The sequence below is a fragment of the Acinetobacter sp. V116_7 genome (assembly GCF_056735735.1).
On the sequence record NZ_JBWZIF010000012.1, the window covers coordinates 211,863 to 236,007 of the forward strand.

22 protein-coding genes are annotated in these 24,145 nt (G+C 40.3%); 9 read left to right on the forward strand and 13 right to left on the reverse strand.

Going from position 1 to position 24,145, the window contains the following annotated elements:
- Positions 1–90: 90 nt before the first annotated feature.
- The 7 genes from hutG to hutC all read right to left on the reverse strand — a co-directional run bounded on the left by hutG (position 91) and on the right by hutC (position 8,633).
- A complete protein-coding gene (gene hutG / locus AC1PJP_RS03625; RefSeq protein ID WP_479766541.1) occupies positions 91–1,011 on the reverse strand; it encodes a formimidoylglutamase in 921 nt (306 codons plus the stop codon).
- A gap of 10 nt (positions 1,012–1,021) precedes the next feature.
- The gene (gene hutI, locus AC1PJP_RS03630; protein WP_416716245.1) at positions 1,022–2,227 is read right to left on the reverse strand and encodes an imidazolonepropionase; all 1,206 of its coding nucleotides are present in this window, start codon (positions 2,225–2,227) and stop codon (positions 1,022–1,024) included.
- Between the two features lie 51 nt (positions 2,228–2,278).
- Entirely contained in the window at positions 2,279–3,691 is a 1,413-nt protein-coding gene (locus AC1PJP_RS03635) for an amino acid permease (protein ID WP_107880410.1), read from the reverse strand.
- Between the two features lie 64 nt (positions 3,692–3,755).
- Positions 3,756–5,294, reverse strand: coding sequence for a histidine ammonia-lyase (gene hutH, locus AC1PJP_RS03640; protein ID WP_005300454.1), 1,539 nt, complete (start codon positions 5,292–5,294; stop codon positions 3,756–3,758).
- 87 nt (positions 5,295–5,381) lie between these two features.
- Positions 5,382–7,049 (reverse strand): urocanate hydratase, encoded by a 1,668-nt coding sequence (gene hutU, locus AC1PJP_RS03645; protein WP_081399456.1) that lies wholly within the window; start codon positions 7,047–7,049, stop codon positions 5,382–5,384.
- Positions 7,050–7,308: 259 nt separating this feature from the next.
- On the reverse strand, positions 7,309–7,884 hold the full coding sequence (locus AC1PJP_RS03650; RefSeq protein WP_479766542.1) for a HutD/Ves family protein: 576 nt from the start codon (positions 7,882–7,884) through the stop codon (positions 7,309–7,311).
- Positions 7,881–8,633, reverse strand: coding sequence for a histidine utilization repressor (gene hutC / locus AC1PJP_RS03655; RefSeq protein WP_005066641.1), 753 nt, complete (start codon positions 8,631–8,633; stop codon positions 7,881–7,883). The genes AC1PJP_RS03650 and hutC overlap by 4 nt, the downstream gene beginning before the upstream one ends.
- A gap of 353 nt (positions 8,634–8,986) precedes the next feature.
- Between hutC and AC1PJP_RS03660 the strand changes: the two genes are divergently transcribed.
- On the forward strand, positions 8,987–10,099 hold the full coding sequence (locus tag AC1PJP_RS03660) for an acyltransferase family protein (protein WP_479766543.1): 1,113 nt from the start codon (positions 8,987–8,989) through the stop codon (positions 10,097–10,099).
- Between the two features lie 32 nt (positions 10,100–10,131).
- Here the strand turns inward: AC1PJP_RS03660 and zigA are convergent, their stop codons facing one another.
- The 3 genes from zigA to AC1PJP_RS03675 all read right to left on the reverse strand — a co-directional run bounded on the left by zigA (position 10,132) and on the right by AC1PJP_RS03675 (position 13,777).
- A complete protein-coding gene (gene zigA, locus AC1PJP_RS03665) occupies positions 10,132–11,397 on the reverse strand; it encodes a zinc metallochaperone GTPase ZigA (RefSeq protein WP_479766544.1) in 1,266 nt (421 codons plus the stop codon).
- Positions 11,398–11,545: 148 nt separating this feature from the next.
- The gene (gene zrlA, locus AC1PJP_RS03670; RefSeq protein ID WP_479766545.1) at positions 11,546–12,223 is read right to left on the reverse strand and encodes a D-Ala-D-Ala carboxypeptidase ZrlA; all 678 of its coding nucleotides are present in this window, start codon (positions 12,221–12,223) and stop codon (positions 11,546–11,548) included.
- 165 nt (positions 12,224–12,388) lie between these two features.
- Complete coding sequence (locus AC1PJP_RS03675) at positions 12,389–13,777, reverse strand: amino acid permease (RefSeq protein WP_005300436.1); 1,389 nt, start codon at positions 13,775–13,777, stop codon at positions 12,389–12,391.
- Positions 13,778–14,131: 354 nt separating this feature from the next.
- On the opposite strand from AC1PJP_RS03675, the gene fahA reads away from it, so the two are divergent.
- The 4 genes from fahA to AC1PJP_RS03695 all read left to right on the forward strand — a co-directional run bounded on the left by fahA (position 14,132) and on the right by AC1PJP_RS03695 (position 17,700).
- A complete protein-coding gene (fahA, locus tag AC1PJP_RS03680; RefSeq protein ID WP_151988786.1) occupies positions 14,132–15,439 on the forward strand; it encodes a fumarylacetoacetase in 1,308 nt (435 codons plus the stop codon).
- Entirely contained in the window at positions 15,426–16,058 is a 633-nt protein-coding gene (gene maiA, locus AC1PJP_RS03685; RefSeq protein WP_004790182.1) for a maleylacetoacetate isomerase, read from the forward strand. The genes fahA and maiA overlap by 14 nt, the downstream gene beginning before the upstream one ends.
- Before the next feature lie 17 nt (positions 16,059–16,075).
- The gene (locus AC1PJP_RS03690; RefSeq protein WP_013196543.1) at positions 16,076–16,624 is read left to right on the forward strand and encodes a VOC family protein; all 549 of its coding nucleotides are present in this window, start codon (positions 16,076–16,078) and stop codon (positions 16,622–16,624) included.
- Between the two features lie 296 nt (positions 16,625–16,920).
- Entirely contained in the window at positions 16,921–17,700 is a 780-nt protein-coding gene (locus AC1PJP_RS03695; RefSeq protein WP_416707220.1) for an IclR family transcriptional regulator, read from the forward strand.
- A gap of 66 nt (positions 17,701–17,766) precedes the next feature.
- Here the strand turns inward: AC1PJP_RS03695 and hppD are convergent, their stop codons facing one another.
- Complete coding sequence (gene hppD / locus AC1PJP_RS03700) at positions 17,767–18,822, reverse strand: 4-hydroxyphenylpyruvate dioxygenase (protein WP_005300424.1); 1,056 nt, start codon at positions 18,820–18,822, stop codon at positions 17,767–17,769.
- Between the two features lie 528 nt (positions 18,823–19,350).
- Between hppD and AC1PJP_RS03705 the strand changes: the two genes are divergently transcribed.
- Entirely contained in the window at positions 19,351–19,821 is a 471-nt protein-coding gene (locus AC1PJP_RS03705) for a 2-thiouracil desulfurase family protein (RefSeq protein ID WP_416707219.1), read from the forward strand.
- A gap of 4 nt (positions 19,822–19,825) precedes the next feature.
- Here AC1PJP_RS03705 and AC1PJP_RS03710 read toward each other — a convergent pair whose 3' ends face one another.
- Complete coding sequence (locus AC1PJP_RS03710) at positions 19,826–20,788, reverse strand: bile acid:sodium symporter family protein (RefSeq protein WP_447500792.1); 963 nt, start codon at positions 20,786–20,788, stop codon at positions 19,826–19,828.
- Positions 20,789–20,828: 40 nt separating this feature from the next.
- Positions 20,829–21,473 carry a bifunctional nicotinamidase/pyrazinamidase gene (pncA, locus tag AC1PJP_RS03715; protein ID WP_479766546.1) on the reverse strand — a complete coding sequence of 215 codons (645 nt, stop codon included), beginning with the start codon at positions 21,471–21,473 and terminating at the stop codon, positions 20,829–20,831.
- 329 nt (positions 21,474–21,802) lie between these two features.
- Here pncA and dapA point away from each other — a divergent pair, with 329 nt between their 5' ends.
- Genes dapA through purC form a run of 3 tightly spaced genes read left to right on the forward strand, consistent with a single transcriptional unit; the run spans position 21,803 to position 24,072 of the window.
- Positions 21,803–22,696, forward strand: a complete 894-nt coding sequence (gene dapA / locus AC1PJP_RS03720) for a 4-hydroxy-tetrahydrodipicolinate synthase (protein ID WP_005300412.1) — start codon at positions 21,803–21,805, stop codon at positions 22,694–22,696.
- Between the two features lie 15 nt (positions 22,697–22,711).
- A complete protein-coding gene (locus tag AC1PJP_RS03725) occupies positions 22,712–23,317 on the forward strand; it encodes a lipoprotein-34 precursor (NlpB) (RefSeq protein ID WP_081399090.1) in 606 nt (201 codons plus the stop codon).
- Between the two features lie 35 nt (positions 23,318–23,352).
- On the forward strand, positions 23,353–24,072 hold the full coding sequence (gene purC / locus AC1PJP_RS03730; protein WP_004790203.1) for a phosphoribosylaminoimidazolesuccinocarboxamide synthase: 720 nt from the start codon (positions 23,353–23,355) through the stop codon (positions 24,070–24,072).
- Positions 24,073–24,145: the final 73 nt, after the last annotated feature.

Consider the following 24,145-nt stretch of genomic DNA (forward strand, 5'->3'; position numbering starts at 1 on the left):
CGAATCTGACTTTAATTTACCAGAAAGTCAAAAAAAGAGCACATGAGCGATCTCAGTGCACTTTTTTATTTCTAAATTAAAAATTGTTTCTCAAGAAAACAAATATTGATAAACAATGTATGCAGCCAGTTTTGCTGTTCGATTGTCCAAATCAAATTTTGGATTGCACTCGGCAATATCTAAAAGTTTGATTTTGCCAGTCTCTTGAATATGCTTAAAAATTGCTTCAAAAGTGGCTAAATCAATTCCTTTTACGGCTGGCGCACTGACCCCTGGTGCAACCGCAGCCGCGAAGACATCTAAATCAATCGTAACGTACAGGCAGTCTACTTTTGCAATAAAAGCATCAACCGCTGCAAGCACGTTTGGTAGGTTAAAAATATTAACCTCATGGTCACGTAAATATGAACAATTTAGAGCATCGGCTGTATCAAACAAAACTTTAGTATTGGCATGGTTGGCGACCCCAATACATAAATAATTAAATTGTTTTTGATGCTGTTCTGAAAGTCGCGCTGCTTGTAAAAAAGGTGTTCCAGAAGTTGCATGCTCTGCTTCACGCAAATCAAAATGGGCATCGAAATTAATAATGCCTATTTTTTTATCTGGTGCGTGGGCTTGTACATATTGGAATAGACCGCTAAAGCTGCCAAATGCAACTTCATGCCCACCACCAAGTACAATCGGCTTTAAACCATTTTGTAGGCTAGTTGCGACTTGCTCCGCCAACTCGGTTTGGGCTTGCTCTAAATTGTCATATTCGCAGGTCACTGTACCCAAATCGACAATACTGACTGGACGATGAATCGGTAAGTTAGCAAGCTGATTACGGATTGCATCTGGCGCATCGGCAGCACCGACTCGACCTTTATTACGTTTCACGCCTTCATCAGAGCTAAAACCAATCAGCGCAAATTCGGCATGTTGGGTTTTATTCATAATATGGTGAATACGTTGGTGTGCTTCACCCTCGCCATCATGGCGACCTTGCCATTTAAATGTGTGATTCATGTGACACCGTTTAAAAAATAACTTCTTGTCCATGCTGAACGACTCGCTTAGGCAAATCTCCGCCCAGCCAGTAAACAATTTCAGATGGATGCTCAATATCCCAAGCCACAAAGTCAGCGACTTTACCCTGCTCCAGACTGCCGTGCGTTTGCTCTAAACCAAGTGCTTGTGCAGCATGAATGGTGACACCAGCTAAGGCTTGCTCAGGCGTTAAACGGAATAACGTACTGCCCATGTTGAGCATTAAACGTAAAGAAAGTGCTGGAGATGTGCCCGGATTTAAATCACTCGAAAGCGCAATACGCACGCCATGTTTAATGAGACTTTCAATCGGTGGATATTGTGTTTCACGTAATAGATAAAAGGCGCCCGGTAGTAACACAGCAACCGTACCCGACTCTGCCATTGCTTTGACATCATCTTCGGTCATGTACTCTAAATGGTCAGCCGACAAAGCATGATAACGTGCTGCCAAGCTTGAGCCACCTAATGATGAGAGCTGTTCAGCATGAAGCTTAACGGGTAGACCCAATGATTGTGCTGTTTTAAAAACACGTTCGACCTGAGCAGGTGAAAATGCTAAATGCTCACAGAACGCATCAACTGCATCGACTAAACCTTCAGCATGCAGTTTAGGCAACATTTCTGTACAGATATGCTCGATATAAGCATCGCTTTGGTCTTTGTACTCTGGCGGTAAAGCATGAGCAGCTAAACAGGTACTTTTGACCGTCATTGGTAAAGCTTCACCAATTTGACGGATCACACGCAGCATTTTGCGCTCGTTTTCGTAGTTGAGTCCGTAACCAGACTTAATTTCGATGGTGGTTACACCGTCTTGTTGCATGCAACGAATACGTTTAAGTGCTGAATTTAATAGTTGTTCTTCGCTTGCTTCACGCGTTGCACGTACTGTACTAGCAATACCGCCACCGCTTGCTGCAATTTCAGCATAACTTACACCTTGTAAGCGCTTTTCAAACTCAACACTACGGTTGCCACCAAATACACTATGCGTATGGCAGTCGATGAACCCTGGGGTGACCCAAGCGCCTTTTAAGTCAACTGTTTCGGAATATGTGTCGGTAGGAAGTTGTTGTTGTTTTCCAATCCACTGAATGAGATGCCCTTCTGTGACAATTGCAGCATCTTCAATGTAGGAGTATTGCCCATTTTGCATGGTCGCAATGTGGCAATTCTGCCAAAGTTTTTTCATGAGCCTTTCCTCAAAACTGCCCAATAGGTAAACCATTGGGCAGTTCATTTGTTAGCTTTCTATCTCAACATTTTGCTGGATAGGATTACTTTCCTTTCCCAAGTTTTGCTGTGGTTTTACCCATATGCGATAAGCAATAGTTAAGAGTGCAAGCCATGTTATTCCGACATAAATTGCAGGACGTGAATCAGGGAAATAACCCATCATCACTAAAATGAACACCATGAAACCAATCGCGAACGCAGGTGCAACTGGCCAACCCCATACAGGGAAATCAAGTGCTTTAATTTCAGCAGCAGATAATTTACGGCGCATCGCAACTTGCGAAAGCAAAATCATGAGCCATACCCAAACCGTTGCAAAAGTAGCAATTGATGCAATGATCATGAATACATTTTCAGGAATTAGGTAGTTCAGCACCACACCAATTAACAACACACCAGCCATAACCACAACAGTCATCCAAGGCACACCATTACGTGATAATTTTTGGAAAATGCGAGGTGCTTGACCACGATTTGCCATACCGTAAAGCATACGGCCAGCACCAAATACATCACTATTAATTGCCGAAATCGCAGCAGTCACCACCACAATATTTAGAATATTCGCGGCAGATTTAATGCCTAAATTTTCAAAAATTTGTACAAATGGGCTACCTTGGCTACCAATTTGATTCCATGGGAAAATCGACATCAAAACAAAAATGGTCAGTACATAGAAAAGTAAAATACGTACTGGAACAGCATTAATTGCTTTTGGCAAAGTGGTTTTAGGGTCTTGTGACTCGCCAGCGGTTAAACCGATAATTTCGATACCACCGAAAGCAAATACAACCACAGATAAACATGCAACTAAGCCTGCAATACCATGCGGCATAAAGCCATCATAAATCCATAAGTTTTGAATACCCGGCACCACACTGCTATGGTCAGCGTGGAAGCCATAGAACATTAACCCTATTCCGCCTAAAATCATGGCAACAATGGCACTGACTTTAATGATGGAAAGCCAGAATTCGAGTTCACCAAAGACTTTAACGTGAATCAGGTTAATGGCACCCAAGAACATAATCAGAGATAAAATCCAGATCCACCGTGGCACATCGGGATACCAGAACCCCATATAAATACCAAAAGCGGTGACATCGGCAATCGCTACAATCACCATTTCAAAAACATAAGTCCAGCCTGTCGTAAAACCTGCCAGAGGACTAATGTATTGTGATGCATAGTGGCTAAATGAACCGGATACTGGGTTATGGACAGCCATTTCACCCAGTGCGCGCATAACGATATAAATTGCAATCCCTGCAACGATATACGCCAATAATACTGAAGGCCCCGCCATTTTAATGGCGGTAGCCGAACCATAGAAAAGCCCAGTTCCAATTGCTGAGCCCAATGCCAAGAAACGAATATGGCGGGTGTTCAATCCCCGCTGTAGTGTGGAGTTTTGTGACATTATAATCTCCAATCCTTGAGGAAATTTAGTTAGATTCGGCCACTCCATGTGACCGTTTTATCAATCACACTTCAGATAAACTAGGGAGTAGTTTTGGAATAAGTAACTCGTTTAAACAGCCACTCGAAAGTAATTCACTTGCTTGTTCAATATCAGGAGCAAAGAAACGGTCTTCACTGTAGTAAGGAACTTGATCGCGCAAGATTTTACGAGCTTGTTCAAGTTTAGGCGAGCTTTTTAAGCCTTCACGGAAGTCTAGCCCCTGACAAGCGCCTAACCATTCGACAGCTAAAATGCCACGGACGTTATCAGCCATATACCAAAGACGTTTACCTGCATTTGGAGCCATTGATACATGGTCTTCCTGATTCGCTGAAGTTGGCAAACTATCAACACTCGCTGGATGTGCAAGTGCTTTGTTATCACTCGCAAGAGCTGCTGCTGTCACTTGAGCAATCATGAAACCTGAGTTCACACCGCCATTTGCAACCAAGAATGGTGGAAGCTGTGACATGTGGCGGTCCATCATCATCGAAATACGACGTTCTGAAAGTGAACCAATTTCTGCGATTGCCAATGCTAAATTATCTGCCGCCATTGCTACAGGTTCTGCGTGGAAGTTACCACCAGAAATCACATCACCTTGTTCTGCGAAAACAAGTGGGTTATCAGATACAGCATTTGCTTCAATTTCTAAAACTTCAGCAGCCTGACGGATTTGAGTTAGACATGCACCCATCACCTGTGGTTGGCAACGTAAAGAATACGGATCTTGAACTTTGCTACAGTCTTCGTGTGAATGTGCAATTTCACTCGAATCCGTCAATAAATCGCGATAAGCTGCCGCTACATCAATTTGACCACGTTGGCCACGTACTTCATGAATACGTGCATCGAACGGTGAGCGTGAACCCAGCATTGCTTCAACACTTAAGCCACCACAAACTGTCGCAGCAGCAAATAAATCTTCAGCTTCAAACAAGCCACGTAAAGCATAAGCAGTCGAAACTTGTGTACCGTTTAAAAGCGCTAAGCCTTCTTTCGCTGCTAAAGAAATTGGTTCTAAGCCTGCAATTTTTAAAGCTTCAACTGCTGGTAACCACTCACCTTTATAACGCGCTTTACTTTCACCAAGTAAAATCAAAGACATATGTGCAAGTGGTGCCAAGTCACCTGAAGCGCCGACTGAACCTTTAAGAGGAATGTGCGGATAAACTTCAGCATTAATTAAAGCCAACAAAGCATCAATGACTTTACGGCGAATACCTGAGAAGCCACGTGCCAAGCTATTTGCTTTCAATAGAATAATTAAACGAACCATTGCATCATCAAGTGCTTCACCTACACCTGCTGCATGGGAAAGAACCAATGAACGTTGTAACTTTTCTAAATCTTCAGGAGCAATCTTGGTTGAAGCAAGTAAACCAAAACCTGTGTTAATGCCGTAAGCTGTACGCCCTTCATTTACAATCTGTTCTACACAAGCCACGCTTGCGTTGATTGCAGCTGAAGCACTTTCATCTAATTTAACTTTAATCGGGTTGAGGTAAGCTTGACGTAAATCAGCTAAGGTTAATTTTCCCGGTTGGATCAGTAATTCCATGTTGGCTTCCTAATTTTTTGCACTATATTCTGCTGAGACAGTGCTTTTCACAATTGCAAAAAGCACCGCCAGTTCTTCCATGTATTTTTATTGCGTAATCATTGGCAAGTTTAAGCCTTGCTCTTTCGCACAGTTAATCGCAATTTCATAACCGGCATCGGCATGACGCATAACACCTGTTGCAGGGTCATTGGTCAGTACACGAGCAATACGTGCAGCAGCTTCATCTGTACCGTCACACACAATCACAACGCCTGAGTGTTGAGAGAAGCCCATACCTACACCACCACCATGGTGTAGAGATACCCAAGTTGCGCCGCCTGCTGTATTTAACAATGCATTTAATAAAGGCCAGTCTGATACTGCGTCTGATCCATCTTGCATTGCTTCCGTTTCACGGTTTGGACTCGCAACTGAACCTGAGTCTAAGTGGTCACGACCAATCACAACTGGCGCAGACAATTCACCACTACGAACCATTTCGTTAAATGCTAAGCCAAGTTTTGCACGTAAGCCTAGACCAACCCAGCAAATACGTGCTGGCAAGCCTTGGAAGCTAATGCGTTCACGTGCCATGTCTAACCAGTGATGTAAATGTTCATCATCAGGAATTAATTCTTTAACTTTGGCATCTGTTTTATAAATGTCTTCTGGGTCACCAGAAAGCGCTGCCCAACGGAATGGACCAATGCCACGGCAGAACAATGGACGGATATATGCAGGTACGAAGCCTGGGAAATCAAAAGCGTTTTCTACGCCTTCTTCTTTCGCCATTTGACGGATGTTATTACCGTAGTCAAATGTTGGAACACCCATTTTTTGGAAATCGAGCATCGCTTGTACGTGTTTCGCCATCGACTGTTTTGCAGCTTTTACAACAGCTTCTGGTTCAGTTTTCGCACGTTCACGGTATTCATCCCAAGTCCAGCCTACTGGTAGGTAACCATTGAGTGGATCGTGTGCACTTGTTTGGTCAGTTACCATGTCAGGACGTACACCACGGCGAACAAGCTCAGGTAAAATCTCTGCAGCGTTACCATGAAGCGCAATTGAAATGACCTTGCCTTCTTTCGTGTAACGATCAATACGCGCTAAAGCATCATCTAAATCAGTTGCTTGTTCATCTACATAACGCGTACGTAAACGGAAATCGATACTTGCTTGCTGACATTCGATGTTTAAAGAACACGCCCCTGCAAGTGTTGCAGCTAAAGGCTGAGCGCCCCCCATACCGCCTAAACCAGCAGTAAGAACCCAACGACCGTTTAAATCACCATTGTAATGTTGGCGGCCAGCTTCAACGAAAGTTTCATAAGTACCTTGCACAATGCCTTGGCTACCGATGTAGATCCAAGAACCCGCTGTCATTTGACCGTACATAGCCAAAGCTTTTGCGTCTAACTCGTTGAAGTGTTCCCAGTTTGCCCAGTGTGGTACAAGGTTTGAGTTTGCAATTAAAACGCGTGGTGCATCTTTATGAGTTTTAAATACGCCGACTGGCTTGCCTGATTGAACTAATAAAGTTTCGTCAGTTTCAAGATTTTTTAAAGTATCTACAATTTTGTCGAAACATTCCCAGTTTCGTGCTGCACGGCCAATACCACCGTATACAACCAACTCTTTCGGGTTTTCTGCAACGTCCGGATCAAGGTTATTCATCAACATACGTAATGGAGCTTCAGTTAACCAACTCTTAGCCGTTAATTCAGTGCCGCGTGGCGCACGAATTTCTACATCACGAAATTTTGTTGTCATTGTTGTCACAGGCGGACTCCTTCCTTTGAGCTTACATCAGCAGAACATCACTTGTTTCTGCATTTGTATAGTAATGTATTAACTTGTATATACATCCATATACTACACAAATATTTTCCGGCGTGAAGAGGGTTACTCATATTTTTTTAAAAAAACTAAATAAGCCTATGAATTAAATTAATTTATTTTTATATTAGGCATAAAAAAAGCACATATCTTTTCACTAGACATGTGCTCTTAAAAAAGAATTTATTTAGTTTTAACGTTGAATTAACTCAATAACATAACAAGTTTTTTCCCAATTTTTAGGGAAATGAACTGAGGTAATCGCAGTAGTTTTCTCAATTTTTAACGTCTCGTGAGCAGCAAGCTGAACGGAATGATCATCAACATTTACTTCCGTTTCAGAACCACTATTAAAAATGAAAATCAGGTCTGCCGAGCTAATAAATGCCTGCTCCGCTGCATCATTCAACCACTGAAAACGGGCATGAAACTTTGCAGGATCATAAATTAAATTTAAATCTCGAATTGCACCGTCTACCAGTTCACTTTGAACCTGACTCCCACCATCAAAAGCAAAAATATCACCTTGGTTTAGCGTTTTGGCAGGAAGATCATCGACATGCAATATCATGCCTTGTCCATCGAGTACGCTAATAATGCGCTGCTTATTGGGAAATAAAGAAAATGGCCCAGAAGTGGTCACATCAGCTATCGAGATACGCCAATCGAAATCAGCTTCACCTTGGCTTCGAGCAATTTCTAAAGTAAAGCCAGCACCATTTTTCCAAAGCATTTTTGTATATTGATCTGCCCTGATCAATTCAATCATGGGTTAAATTTCCCTTCGAGATAATAGCGGCTACCCGGATAAATCAGACGTGCGCTTGAAATGAGTTGTTTGTTTGACCACGTGCGGCGACGGATCAGTAAACACGGCTCAGCTTTGGTGATCTTTAACCATTTACACTCTTGCGGTGATGCTAAAACTGCCTCAACAATATGCTCACCTTCTGAGACAGGTGCTTTTGCCATGAGGTAAGCATTTGGGGTAATGGTTTTAAAATCTTGTTGTAGATAATCTGGAATGAGCGCTGCGTCGACTAAACGATCTTCGACCTGAACAGGTACATCATTTTCATAATGCACAATAATCGAGTGAAATAATCTTTGCCCTTCGCGAGTTTGCATTAACACGCTTTGCTCTGCATTTGCATAAATTTGTTCTAAGACTAAAACTTCAGCGTGGTGCTTATGGTTTCGTGCAATAATCTCATCGGCAATATTATTAATTTGAAAAAGTGCAGTTCGGCCTTGCCCTTCAGCTACGAACGAACCAACGCCTTGAATTCGAACAAGTAAGCCCTCTGTCGTTAACTCACGAAGCGCACGGTTTACAGTCATACGGCTACAACCGAGTTGATTGACCAACTCACTTTCCGAAGGAATTTTTTTATTTACAGCCCACGAGCCTTCATAAATTTTTTGTGAAATCAGCTGTTTGACGCGTTGATATAAAGGAACTGGACTATCAGCTTCAATCGAAAGCTCAGCATGTTCTTGTTTTGATGTTCTGGGCATAACAAATACTCAAAAAGGCGGCAGGCAAAAAGGTATTTTAGTTGACATGCTATGTATATACAACCACATACAACATGTTAATTTATGAATTAAATAGATTTTAAAAAGTTAAAAAAATAAACATAGCTCAATAAGAGCTAATTTAAAGTTTTATGTAGAGAAATTCAAATATATAAAGGCTTTATCAATATTTATTTAATAGTTATTTCTGCTATGCCTGTGCTCAATTCAAGGATGTAAAAAGTATTGTCTTTTCTGATTTACGAAATGCTGCTTAAAATTTTTATTTAAAATAACTCATCGATAGTATTCTTCTGCCACACAGTATATTAATAAAACTGGAAGCACATCGAATGCGTAATTATAAAATAGATATTCTTCGAGGAATGTCTATCCTTTTGGTTCTTTTACACCATTTTAATATTCCTTATAAACTTAAAGATACATGGTTAGGTTTTGATTTCTTAGGTGAAGCATTTAGCACAGTCATCGCAAGAAATGGAAATTATGGCGTCACCATGTTTTTTGTGATTTCGGGTTTTTTAATTACCCATCACACCTTAAAAAGAGACAAACAATTCTCCGCAATTAACCTCAAACATCTTTACATCCGACGAGCAGCGCGTATTTTACCGTGCCTGTTATTACTCATTTTAGGTGTAAGCATACTCGGTTCGTTTGACTTAAAACCCTTTATGAACCAAGCTCCGAATGGCATTGAGGTTTCCTATCCGCTAACAATTTTTGCGGCTTTAACCTTCTGGATGAATATCCTGATTATTAAATTCGGTTGGGTAAACTATACTTTGGGCGTGTTGTGGTCGCTCTCTGTAGAAGAAGTTTTTTACTTTGTTTTTCCATTATTATGCCTGTTCACGCGTAGTAATAAGGTCTTTATTGCTGTACTGATTGGGGTCATTTTATACGGACCTTATTTTAGGTCTCTCCATTTTGGAGAAGAAAGCGGCGCTTATTTATATCATTATTTTTCGAGCTTTGACGGCATAGCAATTGGCTGTTTAACTGCCATTTTCTCTCATAAATATCAGCCAAATTGGCACTATAAAAAACCTCTTTCGTGGTTAATTATTTTGAGCATGACTGCTCTATATTTATATGCGCCAATTAAAGAAGTCAGTACATGGGGTATTAGCTTATTTGCTCTTGCCACAGGCTTACTGATTTTGTGTTTTCAACATCCTTCCGAAACGCAAGCGCATAACCTCTTTACAAAAATCATGGTTTGGTTGGGGCAAAGAAGTTATGAAACTTATTTGTTTCATCTAGTTGTGCTGGGTCTTATGAAAGTTGCTTTTGTTCCGGCTCAAACCGATTCTAGCATAAAAATTATGCTTTTAATTGGCTATCTGGTTCTGACCTTTATTATCAGCGCAGCGATTGAAAAATATTATTCCACACCGCTTAACAGCTACATTCGAAAGATTTTCATTAAAGACAAATCATAAAAAAAGCCCCTTTAAAATAGGGGCTTTTTTAATTAAGCGATCAACATGGTTTCATCTTCTTGCTTAAAAGGATTAGACCAGTTCTGCCAAGCTTGTGGTCCTAAAGCCATTTCCTCATCACTTAATAAACAACGGTCTAAGCGTTCTATTAAAGCTTGCTCATCCATTTGCATACCAATTAAAACCAGCTCCTGACGTGCATCACCTGTTTGAGCATCCCAAACCTTTTTAATTTGTTCGATGCTGTCTAAGTCACTTGGCCAGTCTTCTTCTGCAACGGCGGCCCACCAATAACCTGCTAATCCGTGCCGTGCCATCGCACCTGCTTGTGACCATGAGTAAGCCAATGTCGGTTCAGCAGCCAACCAGAAAAAGCCTTTAGAACGAACGATACCCGGCCATTCAGCCTGCACCAAATTATAAAAACGTTCTGGATGGAAAGGTCTGCGGGCACGGTAAACAAAGCTACTGATTCCATACTCTTCAGTCTCGGGCGTATGCTCACCACGTAACTCTTTTAACCATCCCGGTGCTTGTGCAGCTTCATCAAAATCGAATAGCTGTGTATTTAAAATTTTATCTAAAGCGATCTTTCCAAATTGAGCAATTTCAATTCGAGCGCGCGGGTTTAGAGTTTTTAAAATTGCAATGAGTTGGTCTTGCTGAGCCTGATCAATCAGGTCAATTTTATTCAGCATAATCACATCACAAAACTCAATCTGGTCAATAAGAAGGTCGACCACAGTTCTCTCATCGTGTTCGCCTAATGACTCGCCACGTTGTTGCAGGGAGTCAACTGAACTGTAGTCTTTAAGAAAGTTAAAAGCATCGACTACTGTGACCATGGTGTCGAGTCGAGCGAATTCATTGAGTGAGTTTCCATCTTCATCTTCAAAGGTAAAAGTTTCTGCAACAGGCAGCGGTTCAGAAATGCCTGTCGACTCAATCACCAATTGGTCAAAGCGTCCTTCATCAGCTAAACGTTTAACCTCAACCAGTAAATCTTCTCGTAACGTACAGCAGATACAGCCATTACTCATTTCAACCAGTTTTTCATCTGTCCTTGAAAGTTCCGCCCCACCTTCGCGTACTAATGCCGCGTCAATATTCACCTCAGACATATCATTAACAATCACGGCAATACGGCGGCCTTCACGATTATTTAAAATATGGTTGAGTAATGTGGTCTTTCCTGCACCCAAAAAGCCAGATAAAACAGTGACGGGAAGCTTGGCAAATGAGTTGGCGATTGCAATGCGCATGGCTTGATCTCTTTGAATAATATTTAAACTGATCATGGCTGGCCATTTAAATATGGCCAGTTCACAGGCGTAATCTATTTCTAAACCACAATAATGTTATGTTATAACATAACTATTGATCAAGTTTTTATTCCAGTTTTATTTAAGCCCATTCATTTAGTCTTTGAAAAAATTGCTTTTATAGTTACTGACAAATCGAGGTTCTATAGTGATGGTCAGGTCCCCATGAACGGAATCCTTGGCTATCAATATGGATTTGTCCCGAAGCATAAACCCCCAGCCCCATATTAAGTGCTTGGCCCTTGGTTTCCCAGAACTGACAAAGTTTGGTTTTGGTTTGTTGAATATTAAACTGGTCTAAATCGGTAGGCTGTTCTGGTCCAATTCGAAAATCAAGCGCTGCATTAAAGACATGTCGAGAAGCATCTGCACCACCCGCACAACGGTTTAAAGATAAAGCTCGATAGGCCGATGTCACTTCAAAATCGTTAATCACACCCTCGTCAACTAATGCTTTTAAAATGCTAAGTGTCGGAACGATGTTGGACCAAATCTCTCTTGGTGGCACCGCATAGGGTTCAACTCCACATTTTTGCCAATCGCGAGCCGAGCGTAATAACTCATGGTCTGGAACTAAATTGGCAAGCCCTTTTTGCTTAAGAAATTGCTTATAAGCTTGTACAGACTGTCCGTGATCTGCGGTTGCGATCCAAGCCACATAATCTTCGGGTTGCTGTTTTATCCTGACCACTGTTTTTTTAGGCTGCGGCAAAGTGTGGGTGTGTAGAGGAGTTGTTGGCTTGGGAGTTTGAGTACTACACGCTGTAAGAGATAATAAAATTAAACCTAAATAACGTTTCATAAATATGCTCTATCTTCGCCAAAAATGGGAAGACTGCTCATCATTAAATTGAACAAATGTTATATTATAACAACAATAAAGTCCTTTAATTTCTGTTGTTAAATTTTAAAAATAAAAAAGGACGTATGAGATACGTCCTTTTGATACCTACAACTTACGCTGTTATTAAATATCAGCTTCTACAGCAGTTAAAGACTGCTCAGCTTTTAGTTTGCGGCGTTTAAATTGATAAGCCACCATCAAACATAAGATCCAGCCAGGAATCATCATGACCGCAACACGCATATCTGGTGTTAAAGACATCACAATTAAAATGCCCAACATAAATACGATGCATAAATAGTTGCTAAATGGATACATGAAGCTTGGGAACTTCGTTGTTTGCCCTTGGCGTTGCATATATTTGCGGAATTTTAAATGCGTCCATGAAATTACAACCCAGTTAATCACAATGGCTGCAACCACGAGCATCATGAGTAAACCAAATGCTTTTTCAGGGAAAATATAATTTAACAGTACACATAAAATAGTCACAGCAGCAGAAAGGATCACTGCATTGGTTGGAATGCCGCGTTTATTAATGTGTGCAAATACTTTTGGTGCATTTCCTTGTTGCGCAAGGCCCAATAGCATACGGCTACTGCAATAACTTGTACCGTTATAAACTGAAACAGCAGCAGTCAAAATCACAAAGTTTAATAACGTTGCGATCCCTTGGCTATCTAAAGAAGCAAATACCATCACAAACGGGCTTCCGCCTTGTGCCATTTGATTCCATGGGAATAGCGAGAATAAAACAAAAAGTGTCGCAATATAGAAAATCAAAATACGGTAAATAATTTGATTCACAGCTTTAGGTAAAGTTTTATCAGGGTCACGTGCTTCAGCCGCAGTAATACCGAAAAGTTCGATACCACCGAAAGCAAAAATAATGACCGCCATTGCCATCACTAAACCTTCAACACCAAATGGGAAGAAACCACCAAGTGCCCAAAGGTTCGAAATGCTTGCTTGTGGACCTGCCGTGCCTGTTGCAAGTAAATATGAACCAAAACCAATCATTGCAAGAATTGCTAAGATTTTGACAATAGAAAACCAGAATTCCATTTCACCAAAAAACTTAACATGTAGCAAATTAATGCCATTAATTAAGACAAAGAAGGTTAAAGCAGATGCCCACGTTGGGATTTGCGGCCACCAATATTGAATATAAAGACCAATTGCACTTAGTTCTGCCATACAGACGAGCACATTGAGTACCCAATAGTTCCATCCTGACATGAACCCTGCAAATGGTCCCCAATATTTGTAGGCAAAATGACTAAAAGACCCACTGACTGGCTCTTCAACCACCATTTCGCCAAGCTGACGCATCATTAAAAAAGCAATAAATCCTGCAATAGCATAACCGAGGATGACCGATGGACCTGCTAATTTAATCGATTGTGATATACCAAGAAAAAGCCCTGTGCCAATCGCCCCACCCAATGCAATAAGCTGGATGTGCCGATTACTCAAACCATGTTTCAGGTTTCCTTGCTCTTGTGCTGACATATGATTATTCTCATCCGTGTCACGTAATTTTTTTCCAATAAATTACGTATATCATAAATTGATCAAACTTTCATAGATATTCATGAAAAAATAATTGCGTGACTTTTCTCATGACCGCGAATGAAAACAGAAAATACAAGAAATGACAATTATTATGAAATGTGTAATTAAATTATGTATTGCGTAATTTTATGAATTCAGTATTATAGAGACATGAAGCAATTGGTTGTGCTCGGTCTATATCAAACTCATAAGACAAATGATCTAAGCAAAGATTAAAAACTTATTGAGTAGCTCAGTCCTAGACCGAACTTTTATTTGTATAAGACCCGAGATAAAGACAAGGACGCGAAAATGGAACAAAAACTAAACTCTTTTATTGAAGTTTCACCTCAATCAGATTTCACTATTCATAATTTGCCTTATGGTATTTTTAGCAAAACAGCTGATGGCGAGCGTCAGGTTGGTGTAGCTATTGGTGATTGGGTGATTGATCTCGCTGCTCTTGAAAAGCACGGTCTTTTAAAACTCTCAGAACAAGACACATACTTTAATCAACCGACACTGAATAAATTTATCGAGTCTGGCAAAGCCAACTGGTCAAAAGTTCGTAAGACACTACAGTCTCTTCTTTCAGTTGAAAATTTAACACTTCAAGAAAATGAAGCATTACGCCAAGAAGTTTTAGTTAAGCAAGACAGCGTTACTCTGCATTTACCTCTTCAGGTGCCTGGTTATACCGATTTCTATTCTTCTAAAGAACATGCGACCAATGTGGGTTGTATGTTCCGCGATCCAAAAAATGCTTTACTGCCAAACTGGACTGAATTGCCTGTCGGATACAACGGTCGTGCTAGCTCTGTTGTAGTCAGTGGCACTCAAGTCGTGCGTCCGTCTGGACAAATTAAACTTCCAAATGAAGAGCGCCCAGTTTTTTCTGCATCGCGTAAACTCGATTTTGAACTTGAAACAGCATTTGTTATTGGTAAACCAACGGCGCTTGGTCAACCAATCTCGATTGAAAATGCGTGGGACCATATTTTTGGAATGGTATTACTCAATGACTGGTCAGCACGTGATATCCAGCAATGGGAATATGTGCCTCTAGGTCCATTCAATTCAAAATCATTTGCCAGTGCTATCTCACCTTGGGTGGTAACACTTGAAGCACTTGAGCCATTTAAAGTTGAAGGTCCAAAACAAGAGCCTAAACCTTTAGCTTATTTACAAGAAAATATCGCCAACAGTTACGACATTAATTTGAGTGTTGAAATTCAAAGTCCGAAATCGGCACAAGCTGATGTGATTTGCAAAACCAATTTCAAATATATGTATTGGTCTATGTCTCAGCAGCTTACTCACCACACTATTGGAGGCTGTAACGTTCAAGTTGGTGATTTAATGGGTTCAGGCACCATTTCAGGTTCTACACCTGACTCTTATGGCAGCTTGCTTGAGCTTACATGGAACACCACCAAGCCTTTAACACTTGCTAATGGTGAAACTCGTGGTTTCTTACAAGACGGCGATACGCTCATCATGAAAGGCCACTGTGAGAAAAATGGTATTCGCATTGGCTTCGGTGAAGTTCGAAATACGGTTCTTCCTGCATTAACGTTCGACTTTGCAGAAACTTCGGAGCCAGACTATGAAGCTGTATAGTTACTTTCGTAGCTCTGCAGCCTACAGAGTACGGATTGGTCTAAACATTAAAGGTTTAGCTTATGAGACTGTCCCAGTTCACCTGGTAAAAAATGAACAGCAAAGCGAAGACTATTTAAAGTTAAACCGTAGTGCTCTAGTTCCGACATTAATTGACGGCGATTTAACCTTGTCTCAATCGTTAAGTATTTTGGAATATCTGGATGAGCAATATCCAGAAACCAAATTACTTCCAAGTGATGTGCAAGAGAGAGCCAAAATCCGTGCTTTTTCCCAAGCAATCGCTTGCGATATTCACCCGTTAAACAACTTACGTGTACTGAAATATTTAAAAAATGACTTAAATGTTTCGGACGAACAAAAAAATTATTGGTATCAGCACTGGATTATTGAAGGCTTTCAAAATCTCGAACAGCTACTTCAAGATTCAAACGGACAATTTTGCTTTGGAAACGAAGCAACAATTGCTGATTGCTGTCTGATTCCACAGGTTTACAACGCGAAACGCTTCAAGATTGATTTATCTGCGTTTCCAAAAATTGAATCGATTTATCACCATTGTTTGTCTATCCCAGCCTTCTATAACGCGGCACCAGAACAACAACCAGATTGGGAATAGTAAAAAGGAGTTTTAATATGACATTTGCCATTAAAAAAATACATCACGTTGCATATCGTTGTAAGGATGCGAAAGAAACTGTTGAGTGGTATAAAAAAATGCTCAACATGGACTTCATTTTAGCTTTTGCTGAAGACCATGTGCCTTCAACTAAAGCCTTTGACCCTTACATGCATTTATTCTTAGATGCAGGTCAAGGCAACGTTTTGGCTTTCTTTGAATTGCCAACTCAACCAGACATGGGCCGAGACGAAAATACCCCTCAATGGGTACAACATATTGCTTTTGAAGTTGAAGACTTAAATGCTCTAATGGCTGCGAAGCAACATTTAGAAGAAAATGGCGTGAAAGTTTTGGGCGTAACCAACCATGGCATTTTCCACTCAATTTACTTCTTCGATCCAAATGGCCATCGTTTAGAACTGACTTATAACGATGCGCATGCTGAAGAAAAAATTGCAAAAATTACTGAAGAAATGAAAGCTGAAATGCTAGAGGAATGGAGCAAAACCAAACGTGCTCCACACCACACTCATTTCTTACATGAAGCAGAGTTAGGAACCTAATTTAAAAAGAGCAAACTAAAAAGTCGGCATTGATTAGAATTGTTTAAATGAACGGTTCTGTATCAATGCCGATTTATATTATTTAAAACTGCTAAATTTTTTAGAAAATCGCGCTATAAATAAGAGTATCGGGATTTTAGAAAATTGTTGATTATTAAACATGCCAATTTCGCTAATAGAAAAAGGTGATTTCTATTTCTCACTAGGCTCAGGCATGATGTAAATCGCAGCAATTTCAATTTATATTTTGAACATCGTTGTTTAACAGCTGAAGTAACTTTATTAAGGGTATTTAAATGATTGAAGAAAAAGTATCTGGGGGGGTTCAATCACTTGAAGTCGGTTTATCTGTACTAAACGCCCTTTTAGAGCACAATCAACCTATTATTCTCAAAGATCTATCGAGCAAGCTAGAAATGCATCCTGCCAAAGTGCATCGCTATCTGGTCAGCCTTATTCGCATGGAATATGCAAAACAACTTGATGATGGGCAATATGCTTTAGGTGATCAGGCATGGCGCTTAGGTCTAAACTGTGTTCAGCATAGCGACACACTACAGCTGGTACAGCATTTAATTTACGACCTACAAAATAAAATTGGTTGCGGCATACAAATTAGTAAATGGTCGCCTAAAGGCCCTGTAGTTGTTCAATCGATTGAATCAAACCACCCTATTTCGATTGTCACTAAAGTCGGCTCAATTATGCCTTTAGTCAATTCTGCTGCGGGACGTTTATTTGCTTCTTTTCTTCCAGAGCATTTTGTTCGCCCCTTAATGGAAACAGAATGGCAGAAACATCAAGAGCTAGGTCTAAACATCGCACCACAAAACTGGGAAGCGTTTACAGAGCTTAAAGAAACCATTCGCCAGCAAGAAATGTCGGCAGCAAAAGGTGACTTACTGACAGGAATTAATGCGGTGGGTTTACCTGTGTTTAACTCAAATCAAAGCATTGAATTTTGTATTGTCGCACTGGATAGCGAAATGTTTTTACCAGTCGACCCTCACAGTAAAACGATTGAAATCTTGAAAAATGAAGTAAAGCTCATCAATCAATATATTAAAAGCCGCTAATCAATAGCAATAAAAAAACCAAGAGATCAAACTCTTGGTTTTTTTACATCAGGAATAAAGCTCAGCTTATTTAGCTTCTAGAACACCACGGCGAATCTGGTCACGTTCAATCGATTCAAATAATGCCTTGAAGTTACCTTCACCAAAGCCATCATCATCTTTACGTTGAATAAATTCAAAGAAGACTGGACCAATCATGTTTTCAGAGAAAATTTGCAATAACAGTTTCTTCTGACCATCTTTAGTATTGCCGTCTAGCAAAATACCACGCTGTTTTAACTCTTCAGTTGGCTCACCATGCTCAGGTAAACGTTCTGGTAGCATTTCATAATAGGTATTTGGCGGTGGTGTCATAAATTTCAGACCAAGGCCTTTTAACTTATCCCAAGTCGAAATTAAGTCATCACAAATAAACGCGATATGTTGAATACCTTCGCCATTAAAGTCAGATAGAAATTCTGCAATTTGGCCGTTTCCTTTGTCTGAGTCTTCGTTTAATGGAATACGAATCTTGCCGTCTGGTGCTGTTAATGCTTTAGACGTTAAGCCCGTATATTCGCCCTTAATATCAAAGTAGCGAATTTCTTGGAAGTTAAAGATTTTTTCATAGAAGTTTGCCCAATACTCCATACGGCCTTTGTAGACATTATGAGTTAAATGGTCAATTTCATTTAAGCCTGCACCTACTGGGTGTCTTTGAGCATCATCAAAGAAAGTAAAATCATTTTCATAAATATCGCGGTCAACTAAGAAGATCGGCATACCACCAATACCTTTAATTGCCGGAATGTTAAGCTCCATTGGCCCAACTTTTGAATACATTGGTTCAGCGCCAAGCTCTACTGCTTTTTGGAAAGCTTTTGCTGCATCACGTGTTTTGAAACCCATCGCACAAGCAGATGGACCATGTTCATTAAAGAAGAATGAAGCATAAGATTCTGGCTGATAATTCAGGATAATATTGATATTTCCTTGACGCCATAAGTACGCTTCTTTCGATTTATGCTTGGCTACTTTTGAAAAGCCGATTGTTTCAAAAATTGGATCTAATTCATTTTCTTTTGAAACAAACTCAATAAATGCAAAACCGCATAATTCTAATGGGTTCTCTAAAATATCCATCTAGTTTCCCTCTGGTGATTACCTGTTCCGTTTATCTCTATTGCTGATGAACTCAGCTCCTTTCTCTATAGAATACGTAATCATTGGGTGAGTATTTGAACCGTCAAAATGCCTTAACCCAACGCATCCTATGAGAAAAAAACGAATCATTAAAATGAAGATATGATGAGCGTAGAGCCTTTGATGATTAATTTCCGTTCCATGTAGTGTTTGTTTTCCATACACACTGTCCTTTGTTATCTAAAAGTACGATTGAGATTTTTCAATAAACCTTTAAAAATCGTCTTTTCCTAAAAATCATTTATAGATTTATGGAGACCAACATCCTTGTTGGATCTCCACTGGCCATTTACCTTGAATTAGATGCTACTAAAAACAATTAAATTATGCAATACATAACTTAATTATGAATTGCATAATTTTAGTAATCTTTTAATTTGTCTGTTTTTAAAATGAATTGTCATATTCCATATTCTGTTTATGATTCTTAATCTTCAAAAATCTCACCTGCTTTGAGTTTGGAAAACTATGCTTCTAGTCAGCGCATGTTTAATTGGTGAACCTGTTCGATATGATGGTAAATCTTGTCCAAATACTTTACTTAAGCAGCTATTACTCAATAAAAAAGCCCAATCATTATGTCCAGAGTTATTAGGCGGTTTTACTACTCCTCGCTTACCCGCAGAAATTGTAGGAGGAACAGGTCAAGATGTACTTGATGGCAAGGCAAAAATTACCGACTCATCTGGTTTAGATGTAACAGACTTATATTTGAAAGGCGCTTACCGCACTTTAGAAATTGCACAGCAAATAAAAGCAAGCTGTGTGGTTTTAAAAGAAAATAGCCCTTCTTGCGGCAGTCAAAAAATTTATAACGGGACTTTTCAAGGGGAAAAAATTGTTGGAACTGGAATTACCACAGCACTGTTACAGTGCCATGGTTTTAAGGTAATTTCTGAAAATGAGATTGAAGGTTGGTTAGCTATCAATCCTCTTTAGTGAATTAGTCAGCTTTCACTTGAATGGATTTGTCTACCTCTGTACGACTTGCCCAATAAGTCGCTAGTGCAGGCCCAGAAATATTGTGCCAAAGACTGAAAATCGCACTTGGTACAGCTGTAATTGGAGAAGCAGCAAAATGTACTGCTGCAAGCGCTACACCCAAACCTGAGTTTTGCATCCCTACCTCAATAGCAATTGCCTTACTGTCTGCATAAGGCAATTTAAAGAATCGCGCTGCTGCAAAACCTAATAAATATCCAAATCCATTATGTAAGATCACTACCGCCAAAATAAGCAAACCCGACTGTAGAATAGCCGCTTTGCTTCCACCAATAATCGCAGCCACGATCGCTACAATTGCAATCACTGAAACTAATGGCATGACTTGAATATAGGATTCGACCTGACGTTTAAGCCATGTTCTTAAAATTAGACCAACCACAATAGGAAGCAACACCACCTGCAAAATCGAAATAAACATCGAAGCTGCATCAATCTTTAGCCATTGGCTAGCAAGCAAATAAAAAATCGCTGGTGTTAATACTGGCGCTAAAAGCGTTGATACTGATGTACAAGCAACCGATAAAGCCACATTGCCTTTGGCCATGTAGGTAATCACGTTTGAAGCCGTTCCACCTGGACAGCACCCCACTAAAATCACCCCAACGGCGATTTCAGGCGGTAAGTTAAATAATTTACATAGAACATATGCTAAACCGGGCATCACCACAAACTGGGCAACCACCCCAATCAACACAGCTTTAGGGCTTTGCAATACACCTTTAAAGTCGTCTACAGTCATGGTCATTCCCATGCCGAGCATAATAATGCCCAAGATCCATGGAATGTAAGCTTTAAGCCAAACAAAAAATTCAGGCTGCCATAGCGCTAGTGCTGCAAAAACAATGACCCATAAGGCAAAAGTTTTTTGAATAAATTGGGTAAAGTGCAGTAATGCAGACATACTTTCTATCCCTAAAAATTAAAATACTAGACCAATAGACTTAGCGCCCACTCAACAGATCAGCCGATTGAATACGGATAACACCTTGTTGCTGCATGGTTTGCCACGCGTGTTCTAACGAGCCATTCAGATCAATAGCTTTACAAGCATCTTCAACCACTAAAGTTTTAAAACCTTGTTTAACTGCATCCAAGGCAGTCCATGCCACGCAAAAGTCCGTGGCAATTCCGACCACGTAAACCGTATCAATACCGCGTTCTTTTAAGTAACCCGTTAAACCCGTCATTGTAGCGTGGTCTGCTTCCATAAAAGCCGAGTAGCTATCAATATGAGCATGAAAGCCTTTTCGAATAATCAGTTGAGCGGTCGGAATATTTAAATTCGGATGAAATTCGGCATCGTGAGTACCTTGCACACAATGCTTAGGCCAAAGCACTTGTGGCCCATAGTCGAGTTCAATGGTTTCAAATGGCTGCTTACCCGAATGGTTTTGTGCAAAAGAGATATGATTATCGGGATGCCAATCTTGTGTCAAAACAACATTTTCAAAACAATCAGCAAGTTGGTTAATCGTTGGAATAATTTTATCGGCATCGGCAACTGCTAAATTTCCACCCGGTGTAAAACCATTTTGCACATCAACTACGATTAAAACCGCATTTTGTGGTTGTTTATTCATATTCATGTCATCTTCAATCCCAACCGGGAAAATTGCATTCTATCTTGCCATAAAAAAAGTACATATTAAGTAAGGTCCAGTCGAATCAGGCTCTATTGTTATATTTACTGGCCTCTCTCAGCTGACAATAATGAAAACATCCTATCTTTTCCTCAAGTTTACCTCGCGATTATCCGTTAGGCGTATTGTTCTTATGCGTCTGATCAGTCATAATTTGCATAATTGTCATTCAACAATCTGTTATTGTTAGAACTGGACAATCAAAATACTGCAACCATCCCACATTTTGTTTTTCTTACCTCAGATTCGGATGGATAAATAGGATATTTTTAAAAATGACTCAGCAAGCACAGACCATTCAAGGCTCAATCGTCGCAATCGTCACACCAATGTTGAAAGACGGCGGTGTAGATTGGAAGGGTCTTGAGAAGCTGGTTGAGTGGCACATAGAACAAGGTACAAACAGTATTGTAGCCGTCGGTACAACCGGCGAAGCCTCAACATTGAGCATGGAAGAGCACACACAGGTTATTAAAGAAATTATTCGTGTAGCCAATAAACGTATTCCAATTATTGCCGGTACTGGTGCAAACTCAACCCGTGAAGCAATCGAATTAACTAAAGCTGCGAAAGATCTTGGCGCGGATGCAGCTTTACTTGTGACGCCGTACTATAACAAGCCAACTCAAGAAGGCCTATTCCAACACTATAAAGCGATTGCTGAAGCCGTAGAACTACCTCTTATTCTTTATAACGTACCAGGTCGTACTGGTGTAGATCTTGCAAACGATACAGCTGTACGTTTAGCAGAGATCCCTAATATTGTTGGTATTAAAGATGCGACAGGTGATGTACCTCGCGGTAAAGCATTAATCGAAGCTTTAAACGGCAAGATGGCTGTCTACTCAGGTGACGACGAAACTGCTTGGGAACTCATGCTTCTTGGCGCTGACGGTAATATTTCGGTTACTGCAAATGTTGCACCTAAAGCAATGAGTGAAGTATGCGCTGTTGCGATTGCCAAAGATGAACAACAAGCGAAGACGATTAACAATAAGATTGCAAATTTACACAATATTCTATTTTGCGAATCAAACCCAATTCCTGTGAAATGGGCACTACATGAGATGGGACTGATTGATACTGGTATTCGTTTACCACTGACTCCTCTCGCTGAGCAATATCGCGAACCTCTCCGCAATGCCCTAAAAGATGCGGGAATTATTTAATAAGAGCAATTTATGATGCAATTACGTCTTGGTTTAGTCCTTGCAGTTTCAGCCTTAAGTTTAGCTGGTTGTGGTCGCTTCGCAATTAATAATCACTCTTTAGATTATAAAAATGCCAAGCAACTTGCCCCGCTTGAGTATCCTGCCGATGCAACTGTACGACCAGCGACACCTTTGTATCCTGCACCAACTGTTGACCAGCTCGCTATTGAGCACGCGCCGAAGTTTGAAAACCAGCGTGGTAACCGTTTTGCATTGCCACGCCCTGAACAAACTCAAGGTAACAATGCAACAGCAGATGCATCTGCTCAAACGACAACTGCGCTTGGACGTCCTCAGCTTGTGACCGACGGTAATAAAAACCCATTATTAAAAGTTGATGGGAATACGACCGAGATCTGGCAATACACCAAAGCGACATTAAGTACTTTAAATTACAACATCATCGCTCAAGGCAGTAATCAGGCGACGATTAAAGTAAATGACAATACTTATGTGCTTAAACTTACTGGTGTAGGTTCAAGTCATACTCTTGCTCTATTTAATGTAGACAACACTTTTGCAAGCCCAGATGTGGCTGCTGAAGTGTTAAACCAGATTTACCAAAATTGGCCAGCCTAGTCGTTTACTAGGCATTTTTTTTAAAAGGTTCCCTCATGTTAAAACAAACCTTGCTCTATACTGGTAAAGCAAAATCTGTATATGAAACAGACAATGCCGACCATCTGATTTTAGTCTTTCGTGATGATGCCTCTGCGTTCAACGGCGAAAAAATCGAACAACTAGATCGTAAAGGCAAGGTGAACAACCTTTTTAACGCCTTCATCATGGAAAAACTTGCTGCTGCAGGTATTGAAACGCATTTTGAAAAATTGCTTTCTCCAACTGAAGTGCTTGTTAAAAAACTTCAAATGATTCCTGTTGAATGTGTAATTCGTAACTACGCAGCTGGTTCTCTATGCCGTCGCTTAGGTGTAGAAGAAGGTAAAGAATTAACTCCTCCTACATTTGAATTGTTCTATAAAGATGACGGTCTAGGCGACCCAATGGTTAACGAATCTCAAGCGATTGCTTTAGGTTGGGCGACTGCTGAACAATTAGAACAAATGAAAGTGTTAACTTACCAAGTAAACGATGTATTAAAAGCATTATTTGCTGAAGGCAACATGATCTTGGTGGACTTCAAGCTTGAATTCGGTGTTTTCCATGATCGTATCGTGCTTGGTGATGAATTCTCTCCAGACGGCTGCCGTCTATGGGATAAAGACTCTAAGAAAAAACTCGACAAAGACCGTTTCCGTCAAGGTTTAGGCGGTGTTGTTGAAGCTTATGAAGAAGTTGCTGCTCGTTTAGGCGTAGATTTATCTGCTCTCTAATCGTTCAAACTTCATGAAAAACCGGGCTTTAGCCCGGTTTTTTTATATTTAATTACTTGAGATATTAAAAAGT